Source organism: Stenotrophomonas pictorum JCM 9942, from assembly GCF_001310775.1.
Lineage (GTDB): Bacteria > Pseudomonadota > Gammaproteobacteria > Xanthomonadales > Xanthomonadaceae > Stenotrophomonas > Stenotrophomonas pictorum.
In genome coordinates, this window is sequence record NZ_BAZI01000019.1 from 1 (window position 1) to 17523 (window position 17523).

34 protein-coding genes are annotated in these 17523 nt (G+C 63.9%); 18 read left to right on the forward strand and 16 right to left on the reverse strand.

Annotated features, from left to right (window positions below; genetic code table 11):
- The 16 genes from JCM9942_RS02485 to JCM9942_RS02570 form a co-directional block, all read right to left on the reverse strand.
- Positions 1 to 256 (reverse strand): hypothetical protein (locus tag JCM9942_RS02485; RefSeq protein ID WP_157722744.1); only part of this gene is annotated, 256 nt, incomplete at its 3' end.
- A 29-nt stretch (positions 257 to 285) separates the two neighbouring features.
- Complete coding sequence (locus tag JCM9942_RS02490; RefSeq protein ID WP_054657365.1) at positions 286 to 1605, reverse strand: hypothetical protein; 1320 nt, start codon at positions 1603 to 1605, stop codon at positions 286 to 288.
- Between the two features lie 448 nt (positions 1606 to 2053).
- Positions 2054 to 2314 carry a hypothetical protein gene (locus JCM9942_RS02500; protein ID WP_054657369.1) on the reverse strand — a complete coding sequence of 87 codons (261 nt, stop codon included), beginning with the start codon at positions 2312 to 2314 and terminating at the stop codon, positions 2054 to 2056.
- Positions 2311 to 3666: a terminase large subunit domain-containing protein gene (locus JCM9942_RS02505; protein ID WP_054657371.1), complete on the reverse strand. Its 1356-nt coding sequence runs from the start codon at positions 3664 to 3666 to the stop codon at positions 2311 to 2313. The genes JCM9942_RS02500 and JCM9942_RS02505 overlap by 4 nt, the downstream gene beginning before the upstream one ends.
- 27 nt (positions 3667 to 3693) lie before the next feature.
- A complete protein-coding gene (locus JCM9942_RS02510; RefSeq protein WP_054657373.1) occupies positions 3694 to 4062 on the reverse strand; it encodes a terminase small subunit in 369 nt (122 codons plus the stop codon).
- 221 nt (positions 4063 to 4283) lie between these two features.
- Positions 4284 to 4739, reverse strand: coding sequence for a hypothetical protein (locus tag JCM9942_RS02515; RefSeq protein ID WP_054657375.1), 456 nt, complete (start codon positions 4737 to 4739; stop codon positions 4284 to 4286).
- Between the two features lie 214 nt (positions 4740 to 4953).
- Positions 4954 to 5403, reverse strand: coding sequence for a RusA family crossover junction endodeoxyribonuclease (locus JCM9942_RS02525; RefSeq protein WP_054657379.1), 450 nt, complete (start codon positions 5401 to 5403; stop codon positions 4954 to 4956).
- On the reverse strand, positions 5400 to 5681 hold the full coding sequence (locus JCM9942_RS02530) for a hypothetical protein (RefSeq protein ID WP_054657381.1): 282 nt from the start codon (positions 5679 to 5681) through the stop codon (positions 5400 to 5402). The genes JCM9942_RS02525 and JCM9942_RS02530 overlap by 4 nt, the downstream gene beginning before the upstream one ends.
- Entirely contained in the window at positions 5681 to 6154 is a 474-nt protein-coding gene (locus JCM9942_RS02535) for a recombination protein NinB (RefSeq protein WP_054657383.1), read from the reverse strand. Before JCM9942_RS02535 ends, JCM9942_RS02530 begins: the two co-directional genes overlap by 1 nt.
- Entirely contained in the window at positions 6151 to 6372 is a 222-nt protein-coding gene (locus JCM9942_RS02540) for a hypothetical protein (protein ID WP_054657385.1), read from the reverse strand. Before JCM9942_RS02540 ends, JCM9942_RS02535 begins: the two co-directional genes overlap by 4 nt.
- Entirely contained in the window at positions 6369 to 6578 is a 210-nt protein-coding gene (locus tag JCM9942_RS02545; protein WP_054657387.1) for a hypothetical protein, read from the reverse strand. Before JCM9942_RS02545 ends, JCM9942_RS02540 begins: the two co-directional genes overlap by 4 nt.
- Positions 6578 to 8068 carry a replicative DNA helicase gene (locus JCM9942_RS02550; RefSeq protein WP_241772753.1) on the reverse strand — a complete coding sequence of 497 codons (1491 nt, stop codon included), beginning with the start codon at positions 8066 to 8068 and terminating at the stop codon, positions 6578 to 6580. The genes JCM9942_RS02545 and JCM9942_RS02550 overlap by 1 nt, the downstream gene beginning before the upstream one ends.
- The gene (locus tag JCM9942_RS02555) at positions 8055 to 8894 is read right to left on the reverse strand and encodes a hypothetical protein (RefSeq protein WP_145974351.1); all 840 of its coding nucleotides are present in this window, start codon (positions 8892 to 8894) and stop codon (positions 8055 to 8057) included. The genes JCM9942_RS02550 and JCM9942_RS02555 overlap by 14 nt, the downstream gene beginning before the upstream one ends.
- Complete coding sequence (locus JCM9942_RS02560; protein ID WP_054657391.1) at positions 8887 to 9066, reverse strand: hypothetical protein; 180 nt, start codon at positions 9064 to 9066, stop codon at positions 8887 to 8889. Before JCM9942_RS02560 ends, JCM9942_RS02555 begins: the two co-directional genes overlap by 8 nt.
- Complete coding sequence (locus tag JCM9942_RS02565) at positions 9063 to 9521, reverse strand: hypothetical protein (protein WP_172675028.1); 459 nt, start codon at positions 9519 to 9521, stop codon at positions 9063 to 9065. The genes JCM9942_RS02560 and JCM9942_RS02565 overlap by 4 nt, the downstream gene beginning before the upstream one ends.
- Before the next feature lie 143 nt (positions 9522 to 9664).
- Entirely contained in the window at positions 9665 to 9871 is a 207-nt protein-coding gene (locus JCM9942_RS02570; protein WP_054657395.1) for a hypothetical protein, read from the reverse strand.
- A gap of 71 nt (positions 9872 to 9942) precedes the next feature.
- Between JCM9942_RS02570 and JCM9942_RS02575 the strand changes: the two genes are divergently transcribed.
- From JCM9942_RS02575 to JCM9942_RS19580, 18 genes are all read left to right on the forward strand, one after another.
- Positions 9943 to 10455 (forward strand): helix-turn-helix domain-containing protein, encoded by a 513-nt coding sequence (locus JCM9942_RS02575; RefSeq protein WP_054657397.1) that lies wholly within the window; start codon positions 9943 to 9945, stop codon positions 10453 to 10455.
- 34 nt (positions 10456 to 10489) lie between these two features.
- On the forward strand, positions 10490 to 10726 hold the full coding sequence (locus JCM9942_RS02580; protein ID WP_054657399.1) for a hypothetical protein: 237 nt from the start codon (positions 10490 to 10492) through the stop codon (positions 10724 to 10726).
- A gap of 125 nt (positions 10727 to 10851) precedes the next feature.
- A complete protein-coding gene (locus JCM9942_RS02585; RefSeq protein ID WP_054657401.1) occupies positions 10852 to 11250 on the forward strand; it encodes a hypothetical protein in 399 nt (132 codons plus the stop codon).
- On the forward strand, positions 11247 to 11495 hold the full coding sequence (locus tag JCM9942_RS02590; RefSeq protein ID WP_054657403.1) for a hypothetical protein: 249 nt from the start codon (positions 11247 to 11249) through the stop codon (positions 11493 to 11495). The genes JCM9942_RS02585 and JCM9942_RS02590 overlap by 4 nt, the downstream gene beginning before the upstream one ends.
- On the forward strand, positions 11492 to 11632 hold the full coding sequence (locus JCM9942_RS18750) for a hypothetical protein (RefSeq protein WP_157722746.1): 141 nt from the start codon (positions 11492 to 11494) through the stop codon (positions 11630 to 11632). The genes JCM9942_RS02590 and JCM9942_RS18750 overlap by 4 nt, the downstream gene beginning before the upstream one ends.
- Before the next feature lie 88 nt (positions 11633 to 11720).
- The gene (locus tag JCM9942_RS19865) at positions 11721 to 11849 is read left to right on the forward strand and encodes a hypothetical protein (RefSeq protein ID WP_256202272.1); all 129 of its coding nucleotides are present in this window, start codon (positions 11721 to 11723) and stop codon (positions 11847 to 11849) included.
- On the forward strand, positions 11842 to 12246 hold the full coding sequence (locus JCM9942_RS02595; protein WP_054657405.1) for a hypothetical protein: 405 nt from the start codon (positions 11842 to 11844) through the stop codon (positions 12244 to 12246). Before JCM9942_RS19865 ends, JCM9942_RS02595 begins: the two co-directional genes overlap by 8 nt.
- Positions 12243 to 12371, forward strand: a complete 129-nt coding sequence (locus JCM9942_RS19870; RefSeq protein WP_256202273.1) for a hypothetical protein — start codon at positions 12243 to 12245, stop codon at positions 12369 to 12371. Before JCM9942_RS02595 ends, JCM9942_RS19870 begins: the two co-directional genes overlap by 4 nt.
- Positions 12372 to 12459: 88 nt before the next feature.
- Complete coding sequence (locus JCM9942_RS19875; RefSeq protein WP_256202274.1) at positions 12460 to 12588, forward strand: hypothetical protein; 129 nt, start codon at positions 12460 to 12462, stop codon at positions 12586 to 12588.
- A complete protein-coding gene (locus JCM9942_RS18755; RefSeq protein ID WP_054657407.1) occupies positions 12581 to 12955 on the forward strand; it encodes a Lar family restriction alleviation protein in 375 nt (124 codons plus the stop codon). Before JCM9942_RS19875 ends, JCM9942_RS18755 begins: the two co-directional genes overlap by 8 nt.
- A complete protein-coding gene (locus tag JCM9942_RS02605; RefSeq protein WP_145974353.1) occupies positions 12952 to 13197 on the forward strand; it encodes a hypothetical protein in 246 nt (81 codons plus the stop codon). The genes JCM9942_RS18755 and JCM9942_RS02605 overlap by 4 nt, the downstream gene beginning before the upstream one ends.
- A gap of 161 nt (positions 13198 to 13358) precedes the next feature.
- Complete coding sequence (gene bet / locus JCM9942_RS20485) at positions 13359 to 14180, forward strand: phage recombination protein Bet (protein ID WP_083468377.1); 822 nt, start codon at positions 13359 to 13361, stop codon at positions 14178 to 14180.
- Positions 14181 to 14184: 4 nt separating this feature from the next.
- Entirely contained in the window at positions 14185 to 14634 is a 450-nt protein-coding gene (locus JCM9942_RS02615; protein WP_256202275.1) for a lambda exonuclease family protein, read from the forward strand.
- A 93-nt stretch (positions 14635 to 14727) separates the two neighbouring features.
- Complete coding sequence (locus JCM9942_RS20610; RefSeq protein WP_083468375.1) at positions 14728 to 15336, forward strand: HNH endonuclease; 609 nt, start codon at positions 14728 to 14730, stop codon at positions 15334 to 15336.
- Positions 15333 to 15779: a single-stranded DNA-binding protein gene (locus JCM9942_RS02620; protein WP_083468376.1), complete on the forward strand. Its 447-nt coding sequence runs from the start codon at positions 15333 to 15335 to the stop codon at positions 15777 to 15779. Before JCM9942_RS20610 ends, JCM9942_RS02620 begins: the two co-directional genes overlap by 4 nt.
- Positions 15779 to 16840 (forward strand): hypothetical protein, encoded by a 1062-nt coding sequence (locus JCM9942_RS02625; protein ID WP_145974354.1) that lies wholly within the window; start codon positions 15779 to 15781, stop codon positions 16838 to 16840. The genes JCM9942_RS02620 and JCM9942_RS02625 overlap by 1 nt, the downstream gene beginning before the upstream one ends.
- Before the next feature lie 2 nt (positions 16841 to 16842).
- Positions 16843 to 17346, forward strand: coding sequence for an HNH endonuclease signature motif containing protein (locus tag JCM9942_RS02630; protein WP_054657417.1), 504 nt, complete (start codon positions 16843 to 16845; stop codon positions 17344 to 17346).
- Positions 17343 to 17523 (forward strand): hypothetical protein (locus JCM9942_RS19580; protein WP_218185449.1); only part of this gene is annotated, 181 nt, incomplete at its 3' end. The genes JCM9942_RS02630 and JCM9942_RS19580, both read left to right, overlap by 4 nt.

Consider the following 17523-nt stretch of genomic DNA (forward strand, 5'->3'; position numbering starts at 1 on the left):
CGCTTTCGCTGCCAGCGGCATCGGTTTCAGCACCGGCAGCAGGCTGGCCATCAGCGGCAGCAGCCGGGGCGGCGCCCTCCTCCAGCACCTCCTGCTCGCGGGCCTTCTCCACGCCCTGGCTGAAGGCGTCCATGGCCTCGGAGTTGGTGTCGCCGTCATTGCTGGCGACGGTGGCTGCGGCCTGAGCTGCAGCGGCGGCGGTGCCGTCATCCTCGACGGCGGTGTTGGTGTCGGGTTCGTTCTGGTCAATACGCACGTGTGTCTCCTCGCTGGCGGCGTTTCGGGTCAAACAGGGGTGATTGCCGGCGGCGTCATCGCGGCCGGGTCAGGCATTGCGGATGCATCAATCGGCGGCTGGCCGCCATCGACACCGAGTGCGAGCGCGGGATCCAGGGCGGGATCGCCCGGCAGTCCCGGCGCAACCGGGGCAGGCGCCTGCGGAATGAAGCTGTAGGGGTCGATGCTGGTATCACCGGCGCGCTTCACTGTCTCAACCGCCAGCTGCTCCAGGCAGTTGGCAATGTCACCCGGCGCCGAACCGCGCATCTGTCCAATCTGGATCGCGGCCTGCTGCAGCTGCGGCAGCAGGATCGACCACTGCTGCTGGCGCAGCGCGGTGGCCGGCTTGCCAGACGAACCGGCACGAATGTCGACTTGGACCACCATGTCCAGCATCTCGGGCTCGGGCACGTTGAACCACATTGCCTCGACACCTGCCATTGCCGCGGCATCCTCGGGCGTCAGGCCGTTGGGCGAGGTGGCCAGCTCGGCGGTATAGACCGCGAGGTCGGACAGCATTTCGTCCAGGCTGTCCCGGGCGTAGCCGATGCGCGACTCCGTACCCTGCTGCTGAATGTCGGCCTCGGTGGCGGTCTTGGCCACTTGGATGCTGGACGACAACGCCTCCTGCACGCCCCAGATCATCTCCAGCTCGGAGCGGATCACCTGCGTGTCGTACAGCGCGGGGTCAATCTGGTTGTAGCTGATCGGGAAAAGCACCTGCTCGGGACGCATGCCCTGCAGGTCCACGCCAACCATTTCACCGGAAGCGGCATCGGCCAGCTTGTTGGCATCCACAGGATCCATTGCACCGCGATCGAACCCCGTCTTCGGGATCGCACGGCGGCGATGCTCGCGGTAGTTCGTGCGGACGCGGTTGTACTCGTCCAGCAGCGAGCGCGAGCGGTCGACCAGCGACTGCGGGTGACGCGCGCCGTCGTTCCAGATCACCGCCCAGCTGAAGAACGGGTAGAACCGCGTGGTGCGCTGCTCCGGCTTGAACGGCTGGCGCAGGTAGCGCGGGCAGCCCTCGGCCAGGGTGATGACGTGGCCGGTTTCCTTGTTCCAGACCTCCCACACGCACACGCAAGCGTTGCTCGTGTCGGTGGCACCGGCCGTCCCCTTGGTGAACGCATCGGCCTGTGCCCCGGGTGCTGCACCACCGAAGCCGGCGCCATCGACTTGCCGGCCTGGCACGCGGAAGTACGCAGTGGCCGAGCCCAGAAGCTCAGCCGCATCCGGATACGTGGCCTTGGCTTTCTCCACCGGCATGAACAGCCGCTGGGCGATCCACGGGCTGTCGGCGTAGGCCTGCAGCTGGCGCACTCGGGCGCGACTTGGATGTCCTCGGCCCGCACGAAGTCGATGCACAAGGCGTTGAAGATGATGCGCTGCGCCTCGTCCTCGGCCTGCTGCAGTCGCTGCTCCAGCTCAGCGCGCTGGACTGAGTCGTCGCCGACGATGCCCTCGGCCAGACTCGCCTGCAGCTGATTGATCGCCGCCAGGCTGGAGTGCAGGCCGGCGATCTCCTGCTGCAGCGCCGGATTGTTGCCGGTCTCCCGGTGCCACGCCGCCTTGATCCAGCCAATACCGACACTCAGGCCCGATCGCACCAGCGGATCGGCTGCAGCCTTCAGCTTGCCCTTCTTCCAGAGCCGGCCGACGACGATCTCTAGCGTGGTGGCGAACGCCTTCGCTTCCTCCTTGATGCGAGCCGACACAGCCTCGGCCAGGTCGACACTGGTCTCCGGGTCCCGGGCGTACAGGAAGGTCGTCAGGATCCCGACATAGGTGCCGGCGATCGGCACGCGCACGTCGTACACGTCGGCGTTGGCCTGCTCCTGGCAGTACCTGCGGTCCTTGGCGTAGCCTCGCGGGCGGCTTTGTCGAACTCGCGAGCCTCCTCGATGCGCTTCAGCCAGTCCTTGACCGCCCCTTCTTCCTCCAAGGTGGCAGTGGCGCGGCGCTCGGCTTCGGCCTGCTCCATCTCGTCCGCTTCCATTGCCTGCACCAGCTGGTCGCCGGGACCGGTCATAGCATCTTCCTCTTTCGTTCCATTGCGTCGGCCACGTCGTCGCTGTGCTCCAGCCACTGGCGGCTATAAGGCGTGATGACCCGAGACCGTTCAACGGAGGTTGGCGCGCGTGCGCTGGCCACAGCAGGGAATCGGCTATGGATGAAGTAGCCCAGCGCATCCGGCGGATGGTCAAAGCCGGTGGTTTTGTCCGGCATGCCGTTGGCATCGAACGCCTGCTTCTCCAGCGCTTCAGTCAGCTTCGGGCAGCCGAGTGGGTTCACGCGGAGCCGGCGCACGCCGCGGGCGTTGCACAGCATCGCGTTGACGCTGACCACGCGGGCACGGATGCGGGGATTGGCAGGCGGCACCCGCACGATGAAACCAGCCGCACGCAGCAAGCCCAGGTCCGAGACGCTGGCGTTGTTGGTATGCGTGCTCTCGCCGCTGGCGTCTGGGTAGACGGCGATCTGCCGGTCGCCAAACCGCTCCCGTAGCGCCACGATCATGGCCGGCGTATCACGCACGCCGGTGAACTCCTCCAGCGCCAGCGGCTGCCCGGCCCGGATGACGCAGACGATGGCCGTCATGTTCATCACGTTGAAGTCCATGCCCACGTGGAGCCGGTCTTCGTCGTTGATGGTAGCCAGCGTGTAGTTGAGCTTGCGGCTGAAGGCCGGGTAGACCGAGCCGCTGGTCAGATTGACGAACTGGCCATCGATGTAGGCCTGCACCAGCTGCGCCGGGTACGTCTCGAACAGCGATTCGATGTAGTCGTCCGGGAGGTTGGCCTCGTTGTCGTAGGTGCTGGCGTGCACCTTGCCGTAGAGTCCGGCCTTCTTCGGGTCCTGCCCCGGGATCTGCTCGAACTGCTCGTAGACGAAGTTGAAGCCCTCGGGCGTCGTGGTGACGTCGATGCCGTTCTGCAGGCCGGGCGCCTTCACGCGCAGGCGGGCAATGATCTTGCGCCAGGCCTCATGCGCTTTCTGCTTCTTCAGCGTGTCGATCTCGTCGACCAGCGCCTTGCCCACCTTGAAGCCCACGATGCTCGAGGGCTTGTCCATGGATCGGCAGATCACTGTGCCGCGGTACTGCCGGCCAGCGTATAGGTGCGCTTCCTTGTTGGACTGGTTGATCTGCGCCCGGAGCCCCCAATCGAAGGCCACCTCCTCGATCGTCGGGTAGAAGATGTCGCGGATCTGCGGATAGCTGGGGGCGAAGTACCCGGCCGGGATGCGCGGGAACTCCCAGGCATGCCGGCACAGTGAGCCGCAGCCCACCCAGGTCTTGCCCGAGCCAAAGCCCCCGACGAACGCCCGGAACTTGTGCGGCAGCTGGAGGAACTCGGCCTGCGGCTCGTTAAGCGTTGGCACGTTTCCGCCCGCTGACCACGGTGACCGTCACGGCGGCAGGCGGAGGCGCGTCGTCGTCATCCTTCTCGCCATCGTCCAGCCCTGCCAGCTTTGCCTTCCCCATGGTGCTTGCACCATTGCGGCGCCCTGCTCCCGCTTCTTGGCAACCTGCCGGGCCTCTTCCAGCTCTGCCACCAGGCTGGCGATCGTGACCCCATGAGCAGCCAGAGCCACCCCTCGGAGCTCATCAAGCCTTGCGGCGATCTTGGGGTTATCGAGCAGCTCCTTCGCCGAGCGGTTGATCGTCTCGGGTTTTGCCTTCTCGGCGCTGTAGCACTGCCGGTAGGCCTCGCTGGCGTTCCCGCTCTCCAGGTAGCGCTGGCAGAAGGCCTCCTGCTTGGGCGTCAGTCCTGCCATGGGGTCAGCCCCCTACAGCAAAGAGTCGCCGATTCCCGGAAGCATTGGCGTCACCGTGGGTCATGGCCCCCGGCCGGCCGCACGCGGCCCCTTCCGTGTCGGCTGCGGGCTGTTGTCGACACCTGCCCGCTGGTCGTGCCGGTACTGCAAATAGCGCCCCGGCCGGCGCTCCGTGATGTGGCTCGATGATTGTGGGCGTCTGGCGGTCGCTCATGCCGCCATTACGCGGCAGCTGCGAACTCATGCAACGGAGGGAAGACGAGTTCCAACTGCACAGGCTTTGGCTCAGCTGCTTGCGCAGGCTCGTCGATCAGCGCACCGGCAGGCAGGTGGAACCGAATGTCCTCGGCCAGCACGTCCAGATCCGGGACTGTCGCATTGCCCCCTCCCATCGGAAGCTCGGCATAGACGCCCATCACGATTCCGTAGTTCTCGGCGTAGAACTTGTCGGTCCTGGCCTCCCCGGCCATCAGCAGGTACACCTCACCCTGCCCGTTGATGGCCACCATAGTTCCAGCGCCGCGGGCATACAGCGTCTGCCGGATGCGCTTCTGCAGCTTGCCGGCCAGGACCTGCAGCGTTGCGCAGTCAGTCAGGTGAAACGCCGGCTTGATGCAGCGCTCTACCTGCCGGCGCGGCGTGGGATCACGGTTGCTGTCGTGGTTCGACGCGGCCATCGTCTCCTCCTGCCCTATCCGTCTCGCAGCTCGTCCAGCACTTCGGTGTCCAGCCGGAACGCCGGCAACTTCCCATCGATCACGCATGCCCCCTGCCGCTCCGGCTGCCGCGCGCAGTGATAAGCGCCCTCGGTCAGCTCCCGGAACTGGCACACCGAGCACCGGCCAAGGCGGTGGATCCGTGCCCGGTACCGCTTCCACATGCGAACGTCGGTCAAGCGGCCACCCCATCCAGCAGCGACGGTGCCGCGGCGAGGAACTCGATCTCGACCTCCACCCGCGCGCCCCTCTCGTCCGGCTCCATGCGCTCGAGCAGAATGCGGCGGTGCTTCTTGTCGTCCACCCAGGCCACGCCGTTCAGCGCGTCGGACAGGACCTTTTCGCAGTTGCCGAGGTCAATGCATTGGACGGTGTCATCCCAGGTGTACGGGTCCTTGCGGGCGCGCTTCGCCCAGTCCTGCGGCCGGTTCGGGTACAGCCGGATGGTCAGCGCGGTGCGGCCGGCATGCGGCTGCCGGATGCCCGCGACCTTGGCCAGGGTGGCGACCACGGCCTTGTAGTCCTTGGCCTCCTTCGACAGGAAGATCGCGGCCCGGCCTTTGATGGTGCCATGGCGCCAGTACCGGTTGGCGCTGGGCGGGTACGGAAGGGTCAGGGTGATCATGCTGCATCCCTCTGGTTGAGCCGGCGCAGGGTCACGTTCAGCGCGGCGAGTTCATCCATCTTCATGACCGTCCACATGCGCTTCTGGCCGTGCCAGCCGTTGAAGCTGCCCTGGTGGCAGTCCTTGCACAGGGCTACGGTCGTGAAGTGCTGGCCCTGGTTGATGTGGTGGGCGTCACTGGGGCTTGGGGCATCGCAAACGCTGCATGGCATGTCCTTGACCGCCTTCAGGTGCGCGTCTTCGGCCGCGGTGATGGCCTTGGCGTTCTTGGTGTGCATCAGGCAACCCTCCGCACCGGCGCCCACATTGCCAGCTCGTCCTCGGCTTTGGCCGACCACCGCACGCCGCGCTCAGCACCGAACGCGTGTGTGAACTCGATGAACTCGCCCATTTTCCGCCGGCTGTACTGGCTGGTCCGGGCACCGAGCATCACGCTGCCGCCGCCGACACCCTGGGCCATGCGCGTCTCGCCCTCGAACGCCGCCGTCAGCACCGCCTTCCACGATTCGGCCGGCATCCGCGCGATAGCCCATTCGCCCTTGCCATTGGTATGAGGCCAGTCCACCTGAGCGGCGATATCGCCCAGCGTCGCCCACATGCAGGCGTTGGCGTCCAGGGTGCGCCGCGGTTCGCGGATCTCAACCTCAGTGTCCTGCCCTACCCCGACGCGCTCCAGTAGCTCGGCGATCGCGCGATCGGCGATCACCAGCCGCTGCGGATTGTCGTGGCGCATCACGAACAGGCGCTTCATGACTCACCCCCATAGCGCAGCTCCAGCAGCAGCTGCAGCTCATGGATGGCTTTCTCGATGTCCTGCCGGCCCTTGCCGCCCTCGCGGTTGTGCCGGGTGACACGCTTCACCACACAGGCCTCCAGGAACCTGAGTTCATTGGCTTCGGCATACTGCACTGGCTGGATCCCGCCCACACGGTAGTGCCCACCGCCGACCTGTTTCTCCAGTGCACTCATTTCCTCGTCTCCATGTCGCGCCGTAGGATTTCCTCCGCACGCTGCATACATCGCTCTTTCGCGCCTTCGCCATGCTCCGTGCAGATGCCTGTCGTGCCGTCCACCAGTCGGTACACCGGGCCGTTGATGCCGTGGAACTTCGGCAGATAGAACCGCCCGCATTCCGAGCGCAGGTGCTGCTTGTTTTCGCCAAGTTGCCAGCGCATCAGAAACCCTCCACGGCAGAAGCAGCCGTCTTCCTTGCGCCGGGGAAGCCTTTCGCCTTTTGCTCTGTCGGCTGCGGCGCCGCTGGTAGCGAGCCTTCCCAGTCATCGATGCGCATCTGGTCGAACCGGTTGCGGAAGTTCAGCCGCGCGCCAGCGCGCACGTTGCGCCCCTTGGCGATATGCATCTCCAGCACGCCCTGCAGGTGGGTCTTGCTTTCTGGTGTGTCGTAGTAATCCTCCCGGTGAAGGAACACGATCACGTCGGCCTTCTGCTCCAGCTCTCCCGACTCACGCAGGTCGGTCAGCGTCGGTCGGCGCTCGGTTCGCCCTGAAACGTTGCGGTTCAACTGCGCGAGCATGACTACGGGAATATTCCACTCCTTCGCTAGATTCTTGCCGGCCTGAGCGATCGCGCCGTACTCGAACCTCGCCTGCTTCGCATCGATCTTGAAATCGTGGATGTGGTCAACCACCAACAGATCCAGCTTGTGCCGGTAGTGCAGCCGACGTGCGCGGGCCTCGAACTGCCGAACGCTGATGCCGGCGGTGTCATCGATGTACAGCTGCGACCCTTTCAGCTGCCGCAGCGCGGTATGCATCCGGGTGGAGTAGCTGTCGGCGTCGTCTGCAGCCAGGTTCGGCGCTTGCAGCCAGTCGTGAGGGATCTCACCCAGTGCTGAAACGTTGCGCGTGTGGCAATCGTCCTGACTCATCTCCAGCGAGAACAGGCCCACGGTCTTGCCGCGCAGCGCAGCGAACGTGGCTAGGTTCAGCCCAAACACCGATTTGCCCATGCTCGGGCGCGCAGCGATCAGGTACAGCGTGGCCGGCTGCAGGCCATGGGTGGCATCGTTGAGTGCATGCCACTGCGTCGGCAAGCCGGTGATGCGCTCGCCACGCTCGCTGCGCTCCGTGAACCGGGCGAACCAGCTCTTCAGGCTGTCGGACGCCAGCAGCAGACCGCCCTTCTGCGCTGGCTGCAGCTCACCGAACTGCTGCCCTGCCTCGGTGATGATCTCAGCAACGTCGCGACCGTCGCGCTCAAACGCAGCATCGGCCAGGTTGTGCCCGAACTCGATCAGCCGGCGGCGCGTGGCCATGGCGCTCACGATCCCAGCATGCGCCACGATGTTGGCCGCCGATGGTGTGGTGCTGGCCAGCTCGATCAGATAGGCGCCATCCCCTACCTGCCCCAGCAACCCGCGGGCCTCGAACCACTCGGCCATCGTCACCACATCGAACGGCTGGCCGGCGTCTGCAGCCTGGCGGATGCTGCGGAAAATCAGCGCATGGTCGGCGCGGTAGAAGTCGGCCTCGGTCAGCGAGTCGGCCACCAATGGCCACGCCTCCGGTGCCAGCATCAGGCCACCCAGCACGGCCTGCTCGGCCTGCACGCTGTGCGGAACCACCCGCACCATCGGCGCGTCATCCGGCATTGCGTACAGCGCGGCCATGCGGTCGATCTCGGCGCGAGCATCAAGCGCGGTCATTTTCGTATTTCCCCTCGATCACTTTCGCAAAATTCGTCGGCCGGACAAGCCATTCCAGGTCGCAGTCGAACGGGCGGCCGTCGCGGCCGATCGTCTTGCCCATCAGGAAATCCGACTCGCGGACGTAGCCGAAAAAGCCCCGCCACCACTCCAGGTCCTGCCGCGCTGGTTGTTCGGACCATCGACGGCCCAGCAGACGCCGTCGCGTTTCGTTCCAGTCGCGGACCTGCCGCAGTTCGGGGAGGACCTCGTGGTACAGGCTGACGATCTGCTGGTGGGGGCATGCAACCCGCCCCGGCTGTTCGCTGTTGTCGTCATCGGGGGCTGAATCGTCGTCACGCTGCGAAGCTGCGGACAAAGAGGCGTTAGCCTCTTCAGCTCTTTCTGTATCTTTATCTTTATCTTTATCTGTCGTGACATTGCGTGACTCGTCGTGACATTGCGTGACATTGCGTGACTCTCGATCACGTTCGCGCTGCTCCCGCTTCCTCTGAGATGCAGTCTTGGCGCGGGTTTCGGAGTTTCCAGCATCCTCGCGCTTGGGTTGCCGCTTCTCCCATCCCGAGATCGCCATCCCCTCAAGCACGCGCCCCTGCATCGCACCGAGCACCGCATCAATCTGCGATTCGTCACAGTCGAGCGCGCTCGCCAAATCCTCATTCGTGACACTTGCGTGACCACGCGTGACATTGCGTGACGCATCAACCAGAAGGTGCAGATAAACGGCCTGAACCAGGCTGATCGGCTGCCCGGAGTGGCGCGCGATAGTCCTCCACTTCGGGTCGTGAGGCATTTCGTGCCACAGGCGAAGCCAGTGATTACTCACCACTACCTCCCAGATCCAGTTGCGGCGATGGCCGCCGCCTACGCTCCGCCCGGGCATCCTCTTCAGCGCAGCGCGCCAGATGCTCGCGCACCTCGTCCTCGGTCATGGCCGGGCCGTGCAGGGCCTCCAGGCACACGTCGCACATCCCCACCTGGTCGCGGACGGGGCTCATGCCGCCACCTGCATCAACGCAGCCAGGCGCTGCACATCGCCCTGCCCGCTCAGTGCGCGCTGCATGTCGACGTACTGGCGCAGCAGATTGGTGCCCGTCGCAGCGCACAGCGGTGAGATCAGCCGATCCGGGATCGGGGCCGACCCCGTCTGCATCCGCGACACGTAGCTGCGGCTGCGGCCGATGCACGCGGCCACGTAGTCCAGCTTGTGGCTGCCGGCGGCAATGGAGACCGCCAGCGCCTGGGCCTCGCTCTCGATCTGACGCACGACCTTTGCCGGTGCGTCTTTCGCCGCGTTGTGCACGCCGAAAGCCAGCCGGAGGGACTTTTGGTTTAACGGGGTTTCATGGCGTTTCATAGCGTTTAACTCCGCGCGAAGGCGAAATAAAGGCCCAGCCCAATGGACTGAGCCGATGGATGTGTCAGTGAGGAATTGCCCGCCGAACGTGATCACGCTCGTGCGGATGTGCGGCCGGCTCTACGCCGTGAGTCGCTGTGGTGATCGGGTTGCCGTGCGGTTCGTGCCGAAGCGCGAACGGAAGCGCCCTGCCCAGCCAGGCGTTGTTGTGCCGTTCCCGAGATGCTGAGGTGGGCATGTCAGGCGACAGCCTCGGCGCTGCTTTCTGCGGCAGGCCCAAACAGATCGGGCCGCTTCTTTGCAGCACGCCAGCACCAGGCATCCGGCATCTGGTCGGTATCTGCGCGCCCCGTCAGCGACTGCTTCGGGAGGCCAAGGAAGCGGGCGAACTCAGCGTTCGTTTCGATGCCGAGGGCGGCTTTTGCGTCAGCGATGGTCGGGTTCATGCCGCAAGTAAATCACTGTTTACTTGCGGTGGTCAACCCGAAGTTACCGCCAAGGGTCAATCATTAGTTACATGACTATCGGTGACCGACTCAGGCAGCTCCGCGAGGGCGCCGACATGACCCAGCCCCAGATGGCCGACATCGTCGGCACGTCGAAGCAGTACGTTGGCCGGCTGGAAAAGGGGCACAACCAGACTCCGAACGGCATCTTTCTCGAAGGCTGGGCGCGGTACTTCGGCGTCAACTTGCGCTGGCTTTCAACTGGCGAAGGCCCTCGTGACGCAGCTTCGTCTCGGCAATCTCAGCTTGCGCGACCCGACCCGGCCATCCTTATTCAGACGCTGGATTTCCTAGAACAGGCCTTCTCATCACTTGGCAAGGATTTCTCCATACGTACTGAGGCAGATCTTTTTGCCGACGCCTACGCATGGATTGCAGAGGATGAGAGGCCTGTGGATCAGAGGAATTTGGTGGACTTCGCCCACTGGCGGGCGAAGCGCGATTCTGACAGGAGTGATGATGAGCAAAACGGACGACTTGCTGGGCAAGCTGCTGCAGCGGATAAACGCAGCGCCGCCAGCTAAGGGGGCAGCAGTCGAGTGCGGCTTCATTGGGAAGATGGATGACATCACCCGGCAGAGCCATGTCCGCGTCATCAAGAGTCTTGTAAGGGCATATCGGCAGTTTGGGTTCCAACTCCTTGTTGACCAGGCCACCGTAGGGGTGGCCGGCATCGATGACCTTTCTGACGACGACCTGATCGCACTCCACAGGGATCTTGAGCGCGGGCGCGAATGCCTCGCCGACGGCATCACATTCGACGAGGCTGGCCTGATTCGCTCGCGGTACGCCTGAAAAGCACAGGGCTGGCAGTGCGCCGGCCCTTTTTTTGCCCATTGAGTAAATTATAGTTGACTGTCGCAAGTAACCCATGATTTACTCCCTCCGTCGGCCCACCCGGGCCATACGGGGAACGGAACATGGCTACGGCCTACGACAACTGGAAGACCCGCAACGACGCGATCGACTCCCGTGAAGAAGCCCGGGACGAGTTCATCGCCGAACGCACCAAGGAACTGACCGCCGAGCGCCTGGCCGATGAGGACCGGGTGGCCGATGCCATCAGCGAGTTCATCGGCTATGAGGACGACGGCGAGCGCTTGCTCAAGTCGCTGGCCCGCTTCCGCGCTGCGTTCGACATCGCGCAGACCGACTGCGGCATGGCCGAGGCCGGCTTGCCGCTGTTCCGCGAGCTGAGCGCCGTTGCCACCTCGCGCATTCGCCGCGACGCCGAGTCCGATGCCTCCAGCGAAGCCGACAAGCACTTTCCTGAGTACGACGACCGCGACCCGGAAGGCTTGCAGGAGCGCGCAGCATGAGCGCCTCCCCCGCCCTCGAAGTCTTCGACCGCTACGTCGTGGAGCTGGAACAGCTGGCCGCCGACAAGCGCGCAGCCGGCGACAGCGCCGAAGTGATCGAGCTGGAAATCCGGCGCACGAAACAGGCTCGCGACAACGTAGAGCGGCTGATCGCTGCTGCCGATAATTCCTATGCCCACGGCTGCCCGTGCGAAACCTGCGAGAACCTGCGCCGCGCGGTGAATGAATGCCGGGGTGCCGCATGAGCACCACTCTCGAGCGCGAGCTGGAGCGCCGTGCACGCGAGGACGCCATCTTCTTGGTCGTGATCGCCGCGGTGTCATTCGGCCTCGGTGTTGGCCTCGGCGTTGGCGTGGCGTCGTTGCTGGGAGCGCTGTCATGAAGCGCTTCGCCTGGAACGTTTTCGGCTACACGGTCATCAGCTGCATGTGGCTGCTGATGCTCTGGTGCGCTGCGCAGGTGCAGCCGTGATGGACGACCCCGACTTCATCAAGGCGATGCAGCAGGGCATCCCGCCGCTGCCAATCCCTGACCCGCTGGACCAAATCGAAGCCGAAAACGGCATCTGCTGCGACGAAAAGGAGAGTTGCGATGAGTGAGTTCAAGGGAACGCCGGGGCCGTGGTCCGTCATCGATGGCGTCCGGGTCCATGCGGCTCTGGGAGCAGATAGCGGTGATGGTGCTCCCGCAGACAGCACCGACGGATGGTGCATCGCGGATGTGAGCTCTGTTCCGGATACGAGCTATCTCGGTACTCCCACGCAGCTCGGCTATGAAGTGATGCGCGCCAACGCCCGCCTGATCGCGGCCGCGCCAGACCACGCCATGGTCTGCCGGGTCCTGTGCGCAGGTATCGCTTACTGGCGGTCGTGGGGTGATCGCAAAGGCGAGTTCTGCATGGACGGGCTTTGCTACGCCACTCAGTTGGACGATTTCGGATGCCCAGTCGTCACCAACGGGATGCGAGTTGCTATCGCAAAGGCAGGTTACGCATGAGCGCCACTCTCGAACGCGAACTGGCGCGCCGCGCCCGCGAGGACGCCATCTTGATGGTGGTGATCGCCGCGGTGTCGTTCGGCCTCGGAGTTGGCGTGGCCACCCTGCTGGGAGCGCTGTCATGAAGCGCTTCGCCTGGAATGTTTTCGGCTACACGGTCATCAGCTGCATGTGGCTGCTGATGATCTGGTGCGCAGCGCAGGTGCAGCCGTGATGGATGACCTCGATTTCATCAAGGCGATACAGCAGGGCATCCCGCCGCTGCCAATCCCTGACCCGCTGGACCGAATCGAAGCCGAAAGCGGCATCTGCTGCGACGAAAAGGAGATCGATGATGAGTGATGAACAGCGGGCCAGGGAGCTGCTGGCGTGTCCGTTCTGTGGCGGCGAGGCCGAGCGCATCGATTTTGGCCCCGGCGACAGCGAAAACGAAGGCGGGTCCTGCATCGCCTGCACTCGCTGTCAGTCCAGCGGGCCGGTGGAGTTCGGATTCAAGGAGGGTTTCGTATCCAAATGGAACCGCCGCGCCGCCGCGACGGATAGTCACAAGGCGAACGTGATGCTCATTGAGGCGATGGGCCACTTCTGTGGCATCGGGCCAGATTGGGACGACGACCGCATCTATGACGAGATTCCGTCGTCCGCGCTGGCGCTCGCCTACTTCGCCGCCCGGGATGCCATCGCCAAGGCAGCCGGAGACGCGGAATGAAAAACCTCGCCCCCTTCGCAATGTGGGTACTCGCCTCACTGCTGCTGGCCGGCCTGTCTTGGCTAGCGTGGCACAAGTACGCCTACAGCTTCGTCCTCGTGTTCGGCCTGCTCGCAATCATCGCGGCCATCTTCGCCTGGGATGAGCTGCACATCTTCAACCGCGAGCGCCGCAAGCCGCAGATTGTGCCGCCCACGAAAATTCCCGATTTCCCGCCGCAGACGAAGCGGCCGGTTCGCTGATCCCCCGCCTGTTCCCCGCAGGCACCCCGCGCCGGCCGGGCTCCCCAGAGCCGGCAACTACAACCGAGTGGGGCGAGCGTCGCGCTAGCACACGGAAGTGCAAGGAACTGGGCTGTGCCGGCAGCCGCGACGCACCGGCAACTACACACATGGAGCAGGAAATGAGCAATCTCGTAGTTTCGCAAACAGCAAATCTCGCAAAGTCGCTGTCCATTGCGTCGGAAGATCCGGCCGCGCTGGTATCAGTATTGAAGGCGACCGCGTTCAAGGGTCAGGTGTCGGATGCGCAGATGATCGCGCTCCTGGTCGTCGCCAATCAATACGGCCTTAACCCGTGGACGAAAGAGATCTACGCATTCCCCGACCGCAACAATGGCATCGTGCCGGTGGTCGGTGTTGACGGCTGGTCGCGGATCATCAATTCGCACGCCATGTTCGACGGCATGGACTTCCAGCAGGACGATGAATCTTGCACCTGCATCATCTACCGCAAGGACCGCAACCACCCGATCAAGGTCACCGAGTGGATGGCCGAGTGCCGCCGCGATGGTGTCGGCCCGTGGAAGTCGCACCCGCGCCGGATGCTGCGCCACAAGTCAATGATTCAGTGCGCCCGGCTGGCGTTCGGTTTCGTGGGAATCTACGAGCAGGACGAGGCGGAGCGGATTGTTGAGGCGGAGGTGGTTCGTGTATCGCAGCCGAGCAAGGCAGCGGCGCTGGCGATTGAACAGGCAACGCCCGCAGACAGCCCCGAGCGCGACGCCGCCCTGGCTCACTTCCGTGCCGAGGCTCAGAAGGGCGTGGCTCACTTCCGCGAGGTATGGAAGTCGGCGCCGGCACAGCGCGAGCTGGTCAAGGATCGCGTCCAGGAGTTCAAGGAAATTGCAGAGAAGCTGACGCCGTGGAGGTGGCCCAGTGATTCAGGGATCAACCGAATGGCTGGCCGCGCGTGCCGGCAAGTTCACCGCCTCCCGCTTCGCTGACTTGATGGCGACAACGAAGTCTGGCCCATCCGCGAGCCGACAGAACCTGATCATCACGCTTGCGCTTGAGCGCCTGACCGGCGAGCCGGAGCAGTCGTTTACCAACGATGCCATGCGCCGGGGATCGGAGCTGGAGCCGCTGGCGCGCGGTGCGTATGAAGCCCATACCGGCGAGCTGGTAGAGCTTGCGTCGTTTGTCACCGACCCGCGCTGGGCCAATGTCGGCGTATCGCCAGACGGCCTGCTTGGCGATGACGGGCTGGTGGAATTCAAGTGCCCGGCATCGCAGGCAAAGCATTTCGCCGCGCTGAGCAATGGCGCGCATGCGAAGGAATACCGCTGGCAGGTACAGGGGCAGATGTGGATCACCGGCCGCCAGTGGTGCGACGTCGTGAGCTTCGATCCGCGCTTCCCGGAAGCTGGATCTCGCAATCACGCGCGTGCAGCGCGATGAGGCGGCAATCAATCAACTCAGGGATGCCGTGACTGTCGCTGACGCTGAAGTCGAGGCCATCGTCGAGAACATGAAGAACATCAGGAGCGCCGCATGAATTGTTTCAACGCAGTGGGCCGTGTAGGCAAAGAATGCGTTGAATGCGGAACCCGATTTAGCAAGCGGCCCCGAGACGATGAGAAAACCTGGGCGCTCCGGCGTTTCTGCTCTCAACCTTGCGCCAACCGGGCAAATGCCAAGCCAGCGCCAATCTCTGAACGATTCTGGAAGTATGTCAACAAGGCGGAATCTGGCTGCTGGGAATGGCGTGGGACAAAAGACAGGCTGGGCTATGGGCGCCTATCGGCTGGGCGCGGAAAGTCGCCGCTCAAAGCTCACAGAGTCTCGTTTGAGATGGCCAACGGCTCCATCCCCGCCGGCCTTTTCATTCTCCACAAGTGTGACAACCCATCGTGCGTCAATCCGGATCACTTGGAAGCCGGCGACCAGAAGAAAAACATAGCCGACATGATCCGGCGGGGACGACGCGGATCCAATAGAAGGTTAGGCCCACAACAGCAGCCAGCACTCACGCACGAGCAGGCCGAAACGATCAAACGCCGCCGCGCGGCTGGTGAAGCTTACACATCAATCGGACTATCCATGGGAATCAGCCCATCTACGGCTCGCCTATATGCGCTCAACAAGAGGTCTCCAAAATGAACAACTGCAATTTCATCGGAAGGGTTGGTAAAGATGCCGTTTGTAGATTCACTCAAGGCGGCGATCCCGTTACCGGCTGGTCGCTGGCCGTGGATTCCGGCTTCGGCGACAAGAAGCAAACCATCTGGATCGACTGCTCCGCATGGGGCAAGCGATTCGAGAAGGTCGGCGAATACATCACGAAGGGCTCGCAGCTGGGCGTGTCCGGCGAGCTGGGTACGCGTGAGCATGACGGAAAGACCTACATCACCCTGCGCGTGGCCGATGTAACCCTGGTTGGCGGGAAATCCGACTCCCAGTCCGGCGGCAGCAGTGGCAGCCGTGGCGGCGCACCCCAGCGCCAGCGTCCGGAGCGTGCAACCGATGCCCCGAGTGCGCGGGAGACGATGGAAGAGTTTGCGGATGACTCGATCCCGTTCGTGACGAATCGCGGGGTGCTGTGATGAGTAACACCGAACCCACCGGCTTGCCGGATATCCAAGCACCAGTGCTGCCCGCCGCAGCGCAGGAGGCTGGGCTTGATGCATATGATCAGGCGCTTGATCAGCTGTGGAAGCTGGCCGGCGGCAACGACAGCCCCGTATACAAGCTGTTCCTCGGTTTCCGCGACAGTTTCGCAGCCTCCGTCGCCGCAGCACAGGAGGCGGCGGCGTGGCAAGTTGGTGACGATTTTTACACTTCGGAGTCGCTGGCAATCGAAGGGATTCAGCAGTGGGGACCGTCAGGCTCTATTGCCATCCCGCTCTACGCCGCCCCCGTCGCCGCAGCGCAGGAGGCGGTGGCGTGGTTCACAGACGACCACCTGACCGACAGGTCAGCGACAACCTTCGATCCAGTCGTCGCAGAGCGGTGGCGGAATAAAGGGTGGCCCGTCACGAAGCTCTACGCCGCCCCCGTCGCCGCAGCGCCGGTTGTCGATCCGTCGCGCCTCGGCGCAGCCATGAAGGCATTTGATGATGCTGGCGGCCATGCCGTTAGCTACGCGCCCGCATGGATGCGCAAGGCACTGGAGGCTGCAAGCACCCCCGCAGCGCAGGAGGCGGTGGCGTATCTCGACATCGGCGCTGGCGGTTATCTTGACCTCGGCAGCAACCTTCCCGAAGTGCAGCTTTTGGCGTTGCCGAAGGGCCGCCACGCGCTGGGGATCATTGGCACCTATGGCATTGATGGCTATGCAGCCGCCCCCGTCGCTGCGGCGACGGCTGTGGACGTGGCAACCCTGCGCGCATTGGCTGATCGCTGGGCGACTGACCGCAGCTACACCGGTAGCCCCGTCGATGACATTCGTGCGCTGATCGAGAAACCTACGATGAGCACCCCCGCAGCGCCGGGGATCGACCTTGAGCAGTTCCGCGAACGCATCAAGGCTGCAATTGTGCGCATTACGACGGGACAGGCCCCGATGCGCGTACCTGCAGACCAAGCCGACCCGGACATTGTCCTCGCAGATATTCTGTCCCTGATCGACGCCAACCCCAAGGGCGACGATGTGGAGGCCGACTGACCATGGATATTCAGAAGGCAGTTTCCTACAACCCTGAAACTGGCGACTTCACTTGGCTTGTTACCAGGGGGAGAGCAAACAAGGGCAGTGTCGCTGGAAAGGTGGACAGCCACGGTTACCGATCGATCGGGCTCGATGGCAAGCACTATCGCGCCCATCGCGTGGCGTGGCTACTGCAAACGGGAGCGTGGCCGGAAATGCAGATTGATCACCGTAATGGGGACCGCCTCGACAACAGGTGGGAGAACCTGCGCGAAGTGACGCCGCAAGAGAACCAGCAGAACTGCTGCATTCCGCATCGAAACCCGCATGGCTATGTTGGGGTCCGTTATCGCGGAGGGAGCGTCGATCCGTGGGAGGCGATTATCCGAATTAACTTCAAACAAGAGGTGATTGGACGGTACGCAACTGCCAAGGAAGCTGGCGACGCGTACCTAGCAGCTAAAGCCATACACCACCCGGCATGGACCGGTGCGCAGGCCACCAGCGCCGAGGTGGGGGAATGAGCCAGAAATGCAGCGAGTGCGGACGCGAAAGTCCGCTCGGCCAGACCTTCCAGCACTACTGGGGTTGTGTGCACGACACGTCTGCACGCACCCCGCTGTTGAGCCAGATGGGGCGCGCTCAACAGCAGGCACAACTTGACCGCTTGCAGCCCACCAGCCACGGCGCGGGGGTGTCCG